The sequence below is a fragment of the Brachybacterium sp. p3-SID957 genome (genome assembly GCF_025144775.1).
Classification (GTDB): Bacteria; Actinomycetota; Actinomycetes; order Actinomycetales; family Dermabacteraceae; genus Brachybacterium; species Brachybacterium epidermidis.
In genome coordinates, this window is the sequence record NZ_JALXKT010000075.1 from 1 (window position 1) to 14,627 (window position 14,627).

The window sequence follows — 14,627 nt, forward strand, 5'->3', positions numbered from 1 at the left end:
CTGACGAAGCACGGGACGCCAGTGAGGCACCGACTGCATTTCCGCCCTGAAATCAGCGATTCCGTCCCGCCGCCAGCGAATCGGACATAGCGGGCCAGCTGGGGCGGGCTGGTCGGGGCTAGCTGGGGCGGGCTGGCTGGCCGGGCTGGGGTGGGCTTGCTGGGCGGGCTGGGGTGGGCTGCGCGGGTGCTGACGAAGCACGGGACGCCAGTGAGGCACCGACTGCATTTCAGCCCCGAAATCAGCGATTCCGTCCCGCCGCCAGCGAACCGGACATAGCGGGTTAGCTGGGGCAGGCTGGTCGGGGCTGGTCGGGGCTGGTCGGGGCTGGTCGGGGCTGGTCGGGGCTGGTCGGGGCGGGTCGGCCGGGGCGGACTAGCTGGGGCGGGCTGGGCTGGCTGGGCCGGGCAGTCCGGTTCAGCGCAGCGTGGTCTCGCCCACCGAGCGGGTGATCTGCTTCTGGAACACGACCATCAGGATCACCAGCGGCAGCATCGCCAACGTGGTCCCGGCCATCACCAGGGTCCAGTTGTTGTTGTACTGCGACTGCAGGGCGGAGGTGGCAACCGTGATCACGCGCCAGGTGGGGCCGGAGGTGATCACCATCGGCCACATGAAGTTGTTCCAGTGGGTGACCACGGTGATCAGCACCAGGGTCACGATGATCGGCCGGTTCAGCGGCACCACCAGGTTCCACAGCAGACGACCGGTGCCGGCGCCGTCGATCCGCATGGCGTCCATCAGCTCCGAGGGCACCGAGCGGAAGTTCTCCCGCAGCAGGAAGATGGCGTACGGCGAGCCCAGCACGAACGGCAGCACCAGCGCCCAGAAGGTGTCGCGCAGCCCCATCTCGCTCATCATCAGGTACAGCGGCACCACCACCACGACCTGCGGCACCATCAGGGTGGCCACGTACACCCAGAACAGCATGTCCCGGCCCGGGAAGCGCACATGCGCGAAGGCGTACGCGGCCAGCACGGAGAACACCATCTGCCCGGCCAGGATCACCGCCACCATCTGCACCGTCACCGCCACCGGGGTCACGAAGCCATCGGGATCGGTGAACAAGCGCACGAAGTTGTCCAGCACCGGCGGGTCCGGCGCCGCCAGTGGGCCCTGCTGGGCGAACTGCTGGCGCGAGGTGAAGGCGGTCATCACCGAGACCAGGAACGGGGCCAGGGTGAGCAACGCGGCCACCAGCAGCACCGCATAGGTGGCGAGGTGGTGCAGGAGGCGCCGGCCGTGCAGGCCGCGTGAGCTGCGCTGGTCGCGTGCGCTGCGCTGGCCGCGTGAGCCGCGCTGGGCGTGGGCGCTGCGCTGGCCGCGTGCGCTGCGCTGGGCGTGGGCGCTGCGCTGGCCGCCTGCGCTGCGCTGGGCGTGGGCGCTGCGCTGGCCGCCTGCGCTGCGCTGGCCGCGTGCGCTGCGCCGGGCGGGGCCGCGTACGCCGCGCTGGCCGCCTGCGCTGCTGTGGTCGTGCGCACTGCCGTCCGCGTGCGCACTGCCGCCGTTGCCCTGCGGAGCGCCGTCGGTGCTCGCTGTCGTCATCGTCCCTGCCTCCTCTCAGCTCATGTCGTAGGTGATGCGGCGGGAGAAGTACCGCTGCTGGACCAGGGTGATGATCACCAGGATCACGAACAGGATCACCGCCACGGCGCTGGCGCGGCCCAGGCGAGAGGCCACGAAGGCCTCGTTGTAGATCAGGGTGGCGATCACTTCGGTACGGCGCTGGGGGCCTCCGCCGGTGAGGGCGTACACCATGTCGAACACCTGGAAGCTGGCCACCACCTGGGTGATGGCCAGGAAGAACGTGGTGGGGCGCAGCAGGGGGATGGTCATGTGCCGCATCTGCTGCCATGACCCGGCGCCGTCCAGGGTGGCCGCCTCGTAGATCGAGGTGGGGATCTTGCCCAGCCCCGCCTGGAAGAACAGCGAGATGTACCCGACGTTCTGCCAGATCGCCACGAAGGCCACCGCCGGCAGGGCCAGCTGCGGGTCGGTGAGCCACTCGATGCGCACGCCCAGGATCTGGTTCAGCGCGCCTACCGACGGCTGGAAGATCCACTTCCACACCACGCCCAGGGCCAGGGGTGCGCACACCCAGGGGATCACCACGATCACCCGCACGATCGCCGAGCCGGGCAGGGCCCGCACCAGCTGGGTGGCCAGCAGCAGCCCCACCGCCAGCGACACCGGCACCGAGATCAGCGTGAAGATGGCGGTGACCAGCAGGGAGTTGGTGAGTGCGCCGCCGGTGACCAGGCTCGTGTAGTTCTCCAGGCCCACGAACTGGCGGGTGCCCAGCAGGTCCCAGCGGAACAGGGAGATCACGAAGGCCAGCACCACCGGCAGGATCAGGAAGGCGCTCACGCCGATCAGGCTCGGGGCGATCAGCAGCCAGCCGATCAGCGGTCGCCGAGCGTTCATCGTGCCCTCCGTCGCGGTGTGCGTGGGCGCCTGGCAGCAGCCCCGGGTACCGGCTCAACCTATAGCCCGGGTACCGGCTCAACCTATAGCAGGCCTGCCCGGCCCTCGACCGACACCTGTCCATCACCGGTGGTCGGGCCGGGGATCGTGCCCGGCGACATCCGCGTTCATCCGCGCGAACACAGCGCACACGAGCGCCCTGTGGATCCTAGAATGATCACCGGTGCCACCCTGGCCAGGGGACCCCTGACCCCTTCACAGCCCTTGCAGCCCGGTCGGCCCCGCATCGTCCCCGCAACCCGAGGAGTCGCCCCATGAGCCTGGTGGTCCAGAAGTTCGGCGGGTCGTCCGTGGCCGACGCGGCGTCCGTCAAGCGTGTGGCGGACAGGATCGCGCTGTACGCCCGGGCCGGTCACCAGGTGGTCGTGGTGGTCTCCGCGATGGGGGACACCACCGATGAGCTGCTGGACCTCGCCGCCCAGATCACCCCCACGCCCCCGCCGCGCGAGCTGGACATGCTGCTGACGGCGGGGGAGCGGATCTCGATGGCGGTGCTGTCGATGGCGCTGAACGCGCTGGAGGTCAAGGCGCGCGCCTACACCGGCTCCCAGGCCGGGCTGATCACCGACAGCGTCCACGGCAGGGCCCTGATCCAGAAGGTCACCCCCGGTCGCATCCGCGACGCGATCGACGACGGCGCCGTCGCGATCGTGGCCGGCTTCCAGGGCGTCTCCCAGCTCAGCAAGGAGATCACCACCTTGGGCCGGGGCGGTTCGGACACCACCGCGGTGGCGCTGGCGGCGGCACTGGGGGCCGACGTGTGCGAGATCTACTCCGATGTGGACGGCGTGTTCACCGCCGATCCGCGCATCGTGCCCTCGGCCCGTCGGGTGCCGTTGATCTCCTGCGAGGAGATGCTGGACCTGGCCGCCAACGGCGCCAAGATCCTGATGGTGCGCAGTGTGGAGTACGCGCGGCGCTACGGGGTGCCACTGCACGTGCGCAGCTCGTACTCCGGCCTGCCCGGGACCATCGTCACCGACGACCTGCAGCGGGAGATCCCGATCGATCCAGGCCTCGTCAGGCGTGCCGCGGAGCTGGCCGTTGCGCCCGTGACCAGCACGGACTCCCCATTCCCGACCACTCGGTCAGGCGCGGTGGGCACTCGGGGTGCCGGCGCCGATACGGTGCGCATCGACGCCTCTGAATCATCGGACCCCTCGGATCCCGCCGCCCTTGCCCGCCCCACCGTCCCCACCCAGGAGGTTCCCGTGGACGAGTCCGCTGTCCCCGGTCTGGAGGCCCCGATCATCTCGGGCGTCGCGCATGATCGCAGCCAGGGCAAGATCACCGTCGTGGAGGTGCCGGACATCCCCGGCAGGGCCGCGCTGCTGTTCGACGTGGTCGCCTCCGCCGGTGCGAACATCGACATGATCGTGCAGAACACCTCCACCACCGATGACACCGTGGCGATTTCCCTGACCCTCCCGGAGGCCGACGCCCCGGCCGCGATCGCGGCGATCGAGGCAGCCCATGAGGCCATCGGCTACACCGAGGTGCGCTACGACGAGCAGATCGGCAAGGTGTCGGTGGTGGGAGCGGGCATGAAGTCCTCCCCGGGCGTCTCGGCCACCCTGTTCCGCTCCCTGGGCGAGGCCGGCATCAACATCGACATGATCTCCACCTCGGAGATCCGCATCTCCGTGGTCACCGACCAGTCGCGCCTGGACGACGCGGTGCGCGTGATCCACACGGCCTTCGGCCTGGACACCGAGCAGACCGAGGCCGTGGTGTACGGGGGGACGGGCCGATGACCGCGCAGGATCCGCGCAGCGCCGCCCCTGGCGCAGCCGCGCCCGACACGTCCGACATCCCCGCCACGCCGGACTCCGCTGCGATCCCCGACTTCACTGCGACTGCTGACGTGACTGCAACTCCCGACTCCGCTGCCGCCCCCGACTTCTCGGGGACTCCCGGCTACGCGCCCGACGGCCCCGTGATCGCCGTGGTCGGCGCCACCGGCCAGGTGGGCCGCGTGATGCTCACCCTGCTGGCCGAGCGCGCCGTCCCGCACTCCGCGATCCGTGCCTTCGCCTCCGCGCGCAGCGCCGGCTCCACGGTGCAGTACGCGGACCTGGAGCTGCCGGTGGAGGATGCCGCCGCGGCGGATCTGGCCGCGAACGGCGGGGTGGACATCGCGATCTTCTCCGCCGGGGGCTCCACCTCGAAGGCGCTCGCGCCCCGCTTCGTGGAGGTCGGTGCTGTGGTGGTGGACAACTCCTCCGCCTGGCGGCGCGACGACCAGGTGCCGTTGGTGGTGGCCGAGGTCAACCCCGAGGCCATCCACGAGCGGCCCCGGGGGATCATCGCCAACCCCAACTGCACCACCATGGCCGCCATGCCCACCCTGAAGGCGCTGCACGAGGAGGCGGGCCTGTCTCGTCTCACCATCGCCACCTACCAGGCAGTCTCCGGCTCCGGAGTCAAGGGCGTGGCCGAGCTGGCCGCCCAGCTGCGCGCCGGTGCGGATCGCATGGAGCAGCTGGCCACCGACGGCAGCGCCGTCGAGCTGGGCGATCCTGAGGTGTACGTCGCCCCGATCGCCTTCAACGTGCTGGCGATGGCCGGCTCCCTGGTGGAGGACGGCTCCGGGGAGACCGACGAGGAGCAGAAGCTGCGCCACGAGTCCCGCAAGATCCTGGGCCTGCCGGAGCTGCCGGTGGCCGGGACCTGTGTGCGGGTGCCCGTGATGACGGGGCACGCCGTGGCGGTGCACGCCGAGTTCGAACGGCCCCTGGATGCTGAGCGCGCCCGCGCTGTGCTCGAGCAGGTCGAGGGTGTGACCGTCACCGACCTGCCCACCCCGCTGGACGCCGCCGGTCGCGACGGCACCTTCGTGGGCCGCATCCGTCAGGACCAGTCGGTTCCCGACGGTCGCGGTCTGGTGCTGTTCGCCGTGGCCGACAATCTGCGCAAGGGTGCCGCTCTCAACGCCATCCAGATCACCGAACTGCTCGCGCGGAAGGACCAACGATGACGATGTCCGAGCTCAGCCCGCTGGCCAACGGCCGCCCGGGCCCTACCCCGCTGGCCATGTTCCTCTCAGACCGCGCGGGGGAGGAGGTCATCGACCCCGCCCCGCAGCCGGTCGGGGACTACGACCCCATCTCGCGGGCGCTGCGAGCGCTCAGCCAGGGCATCACCGAGCCTGCGGACGAGCCCGAGGAGATCCGCAACGTCCACACCCCGGTGGAGACCGCCGGCCCCACCACCCCGCAGGCCCCCAGCCGTCGGGAGGAGATACTCGACGGCGCCGCGGCGCTGTTCGCCGAGCGCGGCTACCACGGGTCCAGCCTGCGGGACATCTCGCGCCGCGTGGGCATCTCCCACCCGGGCATGCTGCACCACTTCGCCTCCAAGGACGTGCTGCTGGGGTCGGTGATCGACCGCCTGGAGGCCCACGCCAAGGGACTGCTGGACTCGGTCGAGGAGCTCTCCGGCAGCCCGGCCGCGCTGGATGCCGCCCTGGCCGGGCCCTGGGATCCCACCCAGCACCTCATGGGCCTGCTGTCCACGCTGGCTGCGGAGATCGTCAACCCCGAGCACCCGGGCCGCTTCCGCATCGCACGGCTGCGCCTGGTGCACGAGCACATCCTGGAGTCGGTGCTCACCGCCTACCAGGAGGCCGGCCGCCTGGTGCCCGACGCCGACCCCGCCTTCGTTGCCCGGTCGGCCTTCTCCCTGCTGCTGAGTCTGGCGGTGAGGGAGCAGTCGGTGAGCCCGTTGCAGCCCTCGGTCACCACTGATCCGGTGGAGGATGTGCGCCGACTGGTGCACCATTACCTGAAGGGCTGAGCACAGCCCGGCCGGTCGCGGCGCGGTCGCCGCTGCCGGAGCAGGCATGTGGGGTCCGTCGTGGCCGCGCCCGTCGAGGAGGTCGACCGCCGGTGACCCGCAGCACCCCCGCGCCCGAGCACGTCCAGGAGCTGCCGGGCGCATCGGTGCGCGGCAGCGATGGCGAGCACGTGGGCCGGGTGCGGGACATCTACCTCACCGATGCCACCGGGGAGCTGGCCGCCATCACCGTGACCATCGGCCGCCTGCGGGGCCGCGCCGTGCTGCTGCCCGCTGTCGCCATCGCTCCCGGTTCCCTCGCCGAGCTGTTCAGCACGCCCTCCCAGCACATCACCCTGGTGGTGGATGCGGCCGCCGCCCGCGCGGGGGACCCGCCGCCGCCCACCGCGCACGCCGATCCGCAGACCCTGCGGCGAGCAGCCCGCGCCCTGGGCATCGAGGAGGCGCCCCGGGCATGAGGATCCTGCTGATCACGCACTACTACGCGCCCGAGTTCGGTGCACCGCAGCGGCGCTGGTCCGCCCTGATCCAGCGGTTCGTCGATGCCGGGCACCAGGTCACCGTGGCCGCCCCGGTTCCGCACTACCCGGGTGGCAGGCCCACCCCGCAGCAGCGCCGCACCCACCGCGTGGGGGCCGTCGAGCGCGGAGACCACGGGGAGACCGTGCTGCGCACCGCGTACCTGCCCCACCGCTCCGACATCGGCACCCGCACCGCCGACCACGCCGTGGCCGCGGCCGACTCGCTGCGCCGGCTGCTGTGCCGCTTCGCCCGCACCTCCACTCGGCCCGACGTGGTGATCGCCACCGCCCCCGCCGTCCCCAGCCTGCTGGTGGGCAGGATGCTGGCGCTGCGCTGGCGGGTGCCGCTGGTGGCCGAGATGCGCGATGCCTGGCCGGACCTGGTCACCCACGTCGGCCCCGCCGGTGCGGTGCCCGTGAAGCTCGCCCCCCACACGCGCCCGGACCCGCTGCGGCGGGCAGTGGGGCTGGCGATCGGCCGGGCCAAGGGAGCGGTGCACCATGCGGTGACCAGCTGGCAGCAGGGCGCGCAGGTGGTGGTGACCACCACCGCTCGCTTCGCCGAGGTGCTGCGCGAGCGCGGCATCGACGACCCCCGGGTGGTGCGCAACGGCACGGACCTGGCCGGGGTGCGCGCCCAGCTCGATCACCCGCGCGGGCACCACCGCGAGCTGCGCTGCCTGTACCTGGGCAACATGGGCCGCTCCCAGGGCCTGGAGACCGTGGTGCGGGCCGCCGCCCGGCTGCGGGCCCGGGGCGTGCCGGTGCAGGTGCGGATGATCGGGCACGGCGTGGAGGCTCCCGCGCTCGCGGCCCTCGCCCATGAGCTGGGCGCGCCGGTGCAGGTGCTGTCCCGGATCCCGCACACCGAGGTCCAGGAGCAGTACGCGTGGGCGGACACCGTGGTGGTGTCCCTGCGCGACTGGGAGCCCTTCGCGTGGACCGTGCCCTCCAAGCTGTACGAGCTGCTGGCCACCCGGCGCCACATCACCGCCCTGCTGGACGGGGAGGCCGCCGAGGTGGTGCGGGAGGCCGGCGCCGGGGATGTGCTGGCGCCCGAGGACGAGGACGCCCTGGTGACTCTGTGGTCCCGCCTGGCGGCTGACCGCTCCCTGGCGGCCGGGAGGGACAGCGGTCGGGACTGGGTGGCCGCTCACGCCGATGACGACGTGCTCGCTGCGCGGTATCTGGGGATCCTGGAGCAGGTGGTGGCGGCAGGTCGGGGTGCTTCCGACACGCCTGCCCGACCCTGACATACTGGCGCCATGCGTGGAATCATCTTGGCGGGCGGCACCGGCTCGCGACTGCACCCCCTGACCATCGGCGTCTCCAAGCAGCTGATGCCGGTGTACGACAAGCCGATGATCTACTACCCGCTGAGCACCCTGATGCTGGCCGGGATCCGCGACATCCTGATCATCACCACCCCGGAGGATCAAGCCGCGTTCCAGCGCGTCCTCGGTGACGGATCCCGTTTCGGCGTGAACCTTCAGTACGTGGTGCAGCCCTCCCCGGACGGCCTCGCCCAGGCCTTCGTGCTGGGCAAGGACTTCCTGGACGGCGACCGGGCGGCCCTCGTGCTGGGCGACAACCTGTTCTACGGGCAGGGCATGGGCACCCAGCTGCGCCGCTACCGCGAGCTCGACGGAGCCGCCGTGTTCGGCTACTGGGTGAAGGACCCCACCGCCTATGGCGTGGTGGAGATCGACGACGCCGGCCGCGCACTCTCCCTGGAGGAGAAGCCTGCCCGGCCCCGCTCCAACCTCGCCGTGCCCGGCCTGTACTTCTACGACGACACCGTGGTCTCCCGGGCCGAGGCCCTCACCCCCTCCGCCCGGGGCGAGCTGGAGATCACCGACCTCAACCGCAGCTACCTCGAGGAGGGCACCCTGCAGGTCGAGGTGCTCACCCGCGGCACCGCCTGGCTGGACACCGGCACCTTCGATGACCTCGCCGCTGCTGGGGACTTCATCCGCACCGTGCAGCACCGCCAGGGCCTGTCCATCGGGGCGCCTGAGGAGGTGGCCTGGCGCATGGGCTACCTGAGCGATCAGGAACTGCGCGAGCGCGCGGAGCCGCTGGTGAAGTCCGGGTACGGGCGGTACCTGCTGGACGTGCTCGAACGGGAACTGGCCGACCGCTCCGGGAACGCGGGCTGAGGGCGGAAGCGCGGAATCAGGGGCCGGCAGCGACGCGAGCCGGCGTGAATCGCGGCCCCAGGGCGCTGACACGACAGCTGCGCTCCGCTGGCGGACTGCGCCCCGCTGGCGGACTGCGCCCCGCTGGCGGACTGCGCCCCGCCGCGAGCGCACGTCCCGTGCCTGCGCCGCCCTGCGCGGCAGGCGGTGCCACAATGGCAGAAAAGCACCCTCGCGCTAGGAGTCCCCGTGGCCTCTCGTCACCTGCTCGTCACCGGTGGAGCCGGCTTCATCGGCTCCAACTTCGTCCACCACGTGCTGTCCCACACCGATGACACCGTGACCGTGCTGGATGCGCTCACCTACGCCGGCAACCGGGCCTCACTGGAGGGCCTGCCGGAAGGGCGGATGCGCCTGGTGGTGGGGGACATCGCCGACGCGGTGACCGTGGACCCGCTGGTCGCCCAGGCCGATGCGGTGGTGCACTACGCCGCCGAGTCCCACAACGACAACTCGCTGGCCGACCCCTCCCCGTTCCTGCACACCAACCTGATCGGCACGTATACGCTGCTGGAGGCGGCCCGCAGGCACGGCACCCGCTTCCACCACGTCTCCACCGACGAGGTGTACGGGGACCTGGAACTCGATGACCCGCAGCGGTTCACCGAGACCACCGCCTACAACCCCTCCAGCCCGTACTCGGCCACGAAGGCCGGCAGCGACATGCTGGTGCGCGCGTGGGTGCGCTCCTTCGGGGTGCAGGCCACCCTCTCCAACTGCTCGAACAACTACGGGCCCCGCCAGCACGTGGAGAAGTTCATCCCCCGCCAGATCACCAACCTGATCGACGGGATCCGCCCCCGCCTGTATGGCGCGGGCACCAACGTGCGCGACTGGATCCACGCCGATGACCACTCCTCCGCGGTGCTCGCGATCCTGGAGCGCGGGCAGATCGGGGAGACCTACCTGATCGGCGCCGACGGCGAGAAGAACAACAAGGAGGTCGTGGAGCTGCTGCTGCAGATCATGGGCCGCGACGCGGGCGACTACGACCATGTGGCCGATCGCCCCGGCCACGACCTGCGCTACGCGATCGACTCCACCCGTCTGCGCGAGGAACTGGGCTGGAAGCCCGCCTACGGCGACTTCGAGCAGGGCCTGGCCGCCACCGTGGACTGGTACCGGGCCAACGAGGCCTGGTGGCGCCCCCAGAAGGAGGCCACCGAGGCCAAGTACGCCGCGACCGGCCAGTGAGGGGGCACGAGATGACCACCAAGCCGCTCGCCGCCCATTCCACCCCCATCCCCGGACTGCTGGTGATCGACCAGCCTGTGCACGGCGATCAGCGCGGCTGGTTCAAGGAGAACTGGCAGCGCCAGAAGATGGTGGCCGCCGGGCTGCCGGACTTCGGCCCCGTGCAGAACAACATCTCCTTCAACCAGGCCGTGGGCGTCACCCGCGGCATCCACGCCGAGCCGTGGGACAAGTACATCTCCGTGGCCACCGGCCGCGTGTTCGGCGCCTGGGTGGATCTGCGCGAGGGGCCGACGTTCGGGGCCACCTACCACCACGAGATCACCCCCGATACGGCGATCTTCGTGCCGCGCGGGGTGGGCAATGCCTTCCAGACCCTCGAGGCGCCCGCCGCGTACACCTACCTGGTCAGCGCGCACTGGTCCGAAGCCGCACAGGCCCAGTACACCTTCCTGAACCTGGCCGATGAGACCGCCGCGATCCCCTGGCCCATCCCCCTGGAGCAGGCGGAGCTGTCCGAGAAGGACAAGGCCCACCCCCGACTTTCGGAGGTGACGCCGGTGCCGCCGCGCCGCACCCTGGTGGTGGGAGCCGGCGGCCAGCTGGGCCGCGCGCTCGCCGAGCGCTGGCAGGGCCGGGCCGACGTCGACGCCGTGGATCGCAACGAGCTCGACATCGCCGACGCCGCGAGCGTGGACGCCTTCGACTTCTCGCCGTACGCCGTGATCGTCAACGCCGCCGCGCACACCGCAGTCGATGCCGCGGAGACCCCCGAGGGCAGGCGCGCGGCCTGGGCGGTGAACGTCACCGGTGTGGGCCGCCTGGTGGAGGCGGCCCGGCAGGAGCGGGCCACGTTGGTGCACGTCTCCAGCGACTACGTGTTCGACGGTGAGCGCGAGCTGCACGATGAGGCCGAACCGCTCAGTCCGCTCGGCGTGTACGGCCAGACCAAAGCGGCAGGCGACCAGCTTGTCGCCACCTGGCCGGATCACTACATCGTGCGCACCAGCTGGGTGATCGGCGAGGGCACGAACTTCGTGCGGACGATGGCGCAGCTGGCCGAGCGGGGGATCGACCCGGCGGTGGTGGATGACCAGATCGGCCGCCTCACCTTTACCAGCGATCTCGCCGCCGCGATCGACCACCTGCTCACGCAGCGGCCGCAACCCGGTGTGTACAACATCAGCGGGGGAGGGGAGCCGCTGAGCTGGGCCGACATCGCCGCAGAGGTGTTCGCCCTCACCGGTCACGACCGCGCACGGGTGCACCCGGTGAGTACCACCGAGTACTACGCCGCCCAGGGCAAGGCCGAGGGCGACGGCACCGTGGCGCCCCGGCCCCGCAACTCCGCGCTGGACCTGGCGAAGATCGAGGCGACCGGCTTCGAGGTGCGGGACCACATGCGTGCGCTGAGGGAGTACCTGCAGCGGGGGTGAGGGCGAGCACCATGTGGGGCGCCGTTGCCTGGGAGAAGTCAGGAACAGGTAGCGGTTATCCGGGCGGGCGGCGCCCCGAGATGTAAGGATAAGAGTTATCCGAACATCATCGAGGTGTCAGCGGCCGGGTGAGGACTACATGAACGCGTGGGAAGAACAGGAATGGCAGTCGTCCGCGGTGTCGGGGTTGCCACGGCGCGACCGGCGCTCCGGGCCGTTCCTCGCGTATGTTCCCGACACTCTCGTCCAGGCTCCTCTCGTGCTGGGTCGGGAGGCCGAACATCTGCTCGCCACGGCGGAGTCGAAGGTCAGGTCGTTGACCGGCCTTAGCGATGACCTCCCGGCGATCTCCAGGTTCCTGCTGCGCTCCGAGGCGATCGCTTCATCGCGGATCGAGGGGATCGCGCCGTCGGCGCGGCAGGTGGCGCTCGCCGAACTCGGCCAGAGTGAGACCGTTCAGGGTGTCAGCGCACCGGCACAGATGGTCGCCAACAACATGACACTGGTTCGTGAGGCGACCACACGCCTGGTCGGCGCGCCGCTGGTGACCGTGGAGAGCATCATCGACCTGCACCGGAGCCTGCTGCGCGATGAACCCCACCATCACGGGATCAGGGACGTCCAGAACTGGATCGGTGGATCCGACTGGCATCCACTCGACGCGGATTTCGTCCCGCCTCCTGCGGTCCGTGTGGAACCGGCGATGCAGGACCTCGTGGACTACATGAACGGTGCCTCGCACGCACCTATCGTGCAGGCCGCACTCGTCCACGCCCAGTTCGAGACGATCCACCCCTTCACCGACGGGAACGGACGGGTTGGTCGAGCTCTGATCCACTCGGTTCTCACCCGGCGAGGTCTCACCCCTGACTCGGTGCTCCCCGTGAGCCTCGTGCTCTCGACGCTGCGTGACAGGTACGTCGATCATCTTCAGCAGTTCCGTGACGTCGAGGGCCGGGGGAGCGGGGGCAGTGGTCGTGAGCGATGGATCAGCTTCTTCGCGGAGGTGACCCTTCTGGCGAGCGAACAGGCCGTCACGCTGTCCGGAGAGCTGTCGGAGATCCGGGAGGAGTGGGAGCAGCGCTTGACGGCGTCGCGCCAGCGGCGGGGGAGTCAACGAGCACTTCGCAGTGATTCCGCCACAGCGTTGATCCTGGCGGACATGGTGGGTACACCCGTCCTCACCGTCGATACGGCGCAGAGGATCCACGGGGTGTCCAGGGTTGCTGCACTTCGTGCGCTTGATGAGCTGCACGAGGCTGAGATCCTCACTCGACGGTCGATCGGTTCCGGTCGCCACGCGTATGTGTCGGGCGAGGTCCTGGATCTGATCACGTGGGCTGAAAGACGATTGGCGAGCACGAAGTTCGACACCCGGAAGTCGCCTCCGCACCCGGGGGTTCCTGCTCCACCTCAGCGCCTTCCCCTGTGAACAGCGGCGGAGGTGTCGGTCTCCGGCCAGGCCGAACGCCGGTAGTGTGTGTCCCCAGTCACGCCCCCGGATTACTGGAGCCTCTTCATGTCCGCATCGGACAGCCCCGCGCCCGCCCCGGTCGGTGCCACCGCGCACGCCGAGACCCGCAAGCTCGAGAGGACCATGAAGCCCGCGTGGGTGTTCGCGATCGCGCTGGGCTCTGCCGTGGGCTGGGGTGCATTCATCCTGCCGGTGGAGTGGCTGGCCGACGGCGGCACCGCCGGTGCGCTGATCGGCTTCGCGATCGGCACGGTGCTGATGGCGATCATCGCCGTCTCCTACGGTCTGGTGATCCGGGCGCTGCCGGTCACCGGTGGGGAGCTCTCCTTCACGCTGCACGCCTTCGGGAGGTACGCCTCCTTCGTGGTGGGCTGGTTCCTGGCGCTGGCGTACGCGTGCATCATCGCGCTGAACGCCTCGGCGATGACCCTGGTGTTCCGCCAGCTGTTCCCCTCGGTCATGGAGCGCGGCTACCTGTACACGATCGCCGGCTGGGACATCCACGCCCCCGAGGTGGTGGTGGCCCTGGCCGCGATGATCATCGCCGGTGCGCTCAACGCCCGTGGCGCGGCGCTGTCGGGACGCTTCCAGTTCTACGCCTGCGTGATCATGATGGCGGCGGTGGCCATCATCCTGGTATGGACCGCGGTGCTGTACCTCCAGAACCCCGTGCCGCTGTATCGGGGCTTCCCCGCGGAGGTGTCCCCGCTCGCGGCGATCGCGGTCATGGTGGCGTTCGCGCCGTGGGCGTTCGTGGGCTTCGACAACGTGCCCCAGGCGGCCGGTGAGTTCGACTTCTCCCCGAAGAAGGCGATGGGCCTGATCGTGGCTGCGATCTTCGCCTCCGGCGCCATCTACCTCACGATGATCCTGGTGACCTCGGTGGCGGCCTCCCACGCCGGCGGCAGCGTCGACGGTTCCGTGTGGGCCACGGCCGATGCGATCACCGCGATGCTGGGCCCGGTGGGCCGCGCACTGGTGGTGATCGCCGTGTTCATGGGCGTGATCACCGGACTGAACGGGTTCACCGTCTCGGCCAGCCGGATCCTGATGACGATGGGCAGGGCCCGGATGCTGCCGCCCGTGCTGGGGCGGGTCAGCCACCGCTTCGGCACCCCGGTGGTGGCGGTGACCGCAGCGATCCTGATCGCCTCTCCGTCCCCGTTCTTCGGCCGCTCGGCGCTGCTGTGGATCGTGGACATGACCTCCGTGGGCGTCACCGTGGCCTACTTCGTCACCTGCCTGGTGGCGTTCAAGATCGCCGAGGAAGACGGCTGGTCGCCGGGAAAGACCAAGCTGGCGAAGGTGATCGCCATCGTGGGGGCGGTGCTGTCGGTGGGCTTCTTGCTGCTGCTGATCGTGCCCGGCTCCCCGGGCGCGCTCGCCACCGAGCCGCTGATCGCCCTGGCCGCCTGGGTGGTGATGGGCATCGTGTTCTTCGTGCTGCGCAAGCCCACGGTGGACGAGATGCCCGAGAAGGAGCTGGAGCAGGTGATCCTCGAGGGGTGAGCCGGTGAGCGGGCTT

12 protein-coding genes are annotated in these 14,627 nt (G+C 70.5%); 10 read left to right on the forward strand and 2 right to left on the reverse strand.

What is annotated here, in order from left to right:
* Positions 1-417: 417 nt before the first annotated feature.
* Complete coding sequence (locus tag M3B01_RS13040; protein WP_259792694.1) at positions 418-1,545, reverse strand: carbohydrate ABC transporter permease; 1,128 nt, start codon at positions 1,543-1,545, stop codon at positions 418-420.
* Between the two features lie 15 nt (positions 1,546-1,560).
* Positions 1,561-2,424 carry a carbohydrate ABC transporter permease gene (locus M3B01_RS13045; protein ID WP_259792698.1) on the reverse strand — a complete coding sequence of 288 codons (864 nt, stop codon included), beginning with the start codon at positions 2,422-2,424 and terminating at the stop codon, positions 1,561-1,563.
* 314 nt (positions 2,425-2,738) lie between these two features.
* Between M3B01_RS13045 and M3B01_RS13050 the strand changes: the two genes are divergently transcribed.
* The 10 genes from M3B01_RS13050 to M3B01_RS13095 all read left to right on the forward strand — a co-directional run bounded on the left by M3B01_RS13050 (position 2,739) and on the right by M3B01_RS13095 (position 14,611).
* Positions 2,739-4,238 (forward strand): aspartate kinase, encoded by a 1,500-nt coding sequence (locus tag M3B01_RS13050; protein WP_259792702.1) that lies wholly within the window; start codon positions 2,739-2,741, stop codon positions 4,236-4,238.
* Positions 4,235-5,461, forward strand: coding sequence for an aspartate-semialdehyde dehydrogenase (locus M3B01_RS13055; RefSeq protein ID WP_259792705.1), 1,227 nt, complete (start codon positions 4,235-4,237; stop codon positions 5,459-5,461). Before M3B01_RS13050 ends, M3B01_RS13055 begins: the two co-directional genes overlap by 4 nt.
* Positions 5,458-6,279: a TetR/AcrR family transcriptional regulator gene (locus M3B01_RS13060; protein ID WP_259792709.1), complete on the forward strand. Its 822-nt coding sequence runs from the start codon at positions 5,458-5,460 to the stop codon at positions 6,277-6,279. The genes M3B01_RS13055 and M3B01_RS13060 overlap by 4 nt, the downstream gene beginning before the upstream one ends.
* 92 nt (positions 6,280-6,371) lie before the next feature.
* Positions 6,372-6,737 (forward strand): PRC-barrel domain-containing protein, encoded by a 366-nt coding sequence (locus M3B01_RS13065; RefSeq protein WP_259792711.1) that lies wholly within the window; start codon positions 6,372-6,374, stop codon positions 6,735-6,737.
* Complete coding sequence (locus tag M3B01_RS13070) at positions 6,734-8,053, forward strand: glycosyltransferase family 4 protein (RefSeq protein ID WP_259792713.1); 1,320 nt, start codon at positions 6,734-6,736, stop codon at positions 8,051-8,053. The genes M3B01_RS13065 and M3B01_RS13070 overlap by 4 nt, the downstream gene beginning before the upstream one ends.
* Before the next feature lie 12 nt (positions 8,054-8,065).
* Positions 8,066-8,959: a glucose-1-phosphate thymidylyltransferase RfbA gene (gene rfbA / locus M3B01_RS13075; RefSeq protein ID WP_259792716.1), complete on the forward strand. Its 894-nt coding sequence runs from the start codon at positions 8,066-8,068 to the stop codon at positions 8,957-8,959.
* Positions 8,960-9,187: 228 nt separating this feature from the next.
* On the forward strand, positions 9,188-10,192 hold the full coding sequence (gene rfbB, locus M3B01_RS13080; RefSeq protein WP_259792718.1) for a dTDP-glucose 4,6-dehydratase: 1,005 nt from the start codon (positions 9,188-9,190) through the stop codon (positions 10,190-10,192).
* An 11-nt stretch (positions 10,193-10,203) separates the two neighbouring features.
* The gene (locus M3B01_RS13085) at positions 10,204-11,628 is read left to right on the forward strand and encodes a bifunctional dTDP-4-dehydrorhamnose 3,5-epimerase family protein/NAD(P)-dependent oxidoreductase (RefSeq protein ID WP_259792721.1); all 1,425 of its coding nucleotides are present in this window, start codon (positions 10,204-10,206) and stop codon (positions 11,626-11,628) included.
* A 316-nt stretch (positions 11,629-11,944) separates the two neighbouring features.
* On the forward strand, positions 11,945-13,060 hold the full coding sequence (locus tag M3B01_RS13090) for a Fic family protein (RefSeq protein ID WP_259792725.1): 1,116 nt from the start codon (positions 11,945-11,947) through the stop codon (positions 13,058-13,060).
* Between the two features lie 87 nt (positions 13,061-13,147).
* On the forward strand, positions 13,148-14,611 hold the full coding sequence (locus M3B01_RS13095) for an APC family permease (protein WP_259792727.1): 1,464 nt from the start codon (positions 13,148-13,150) through the stop codon (positions 14,609-14,611).
* Positions 14,612-14,627: the final 16 nt, after the last annotated feature.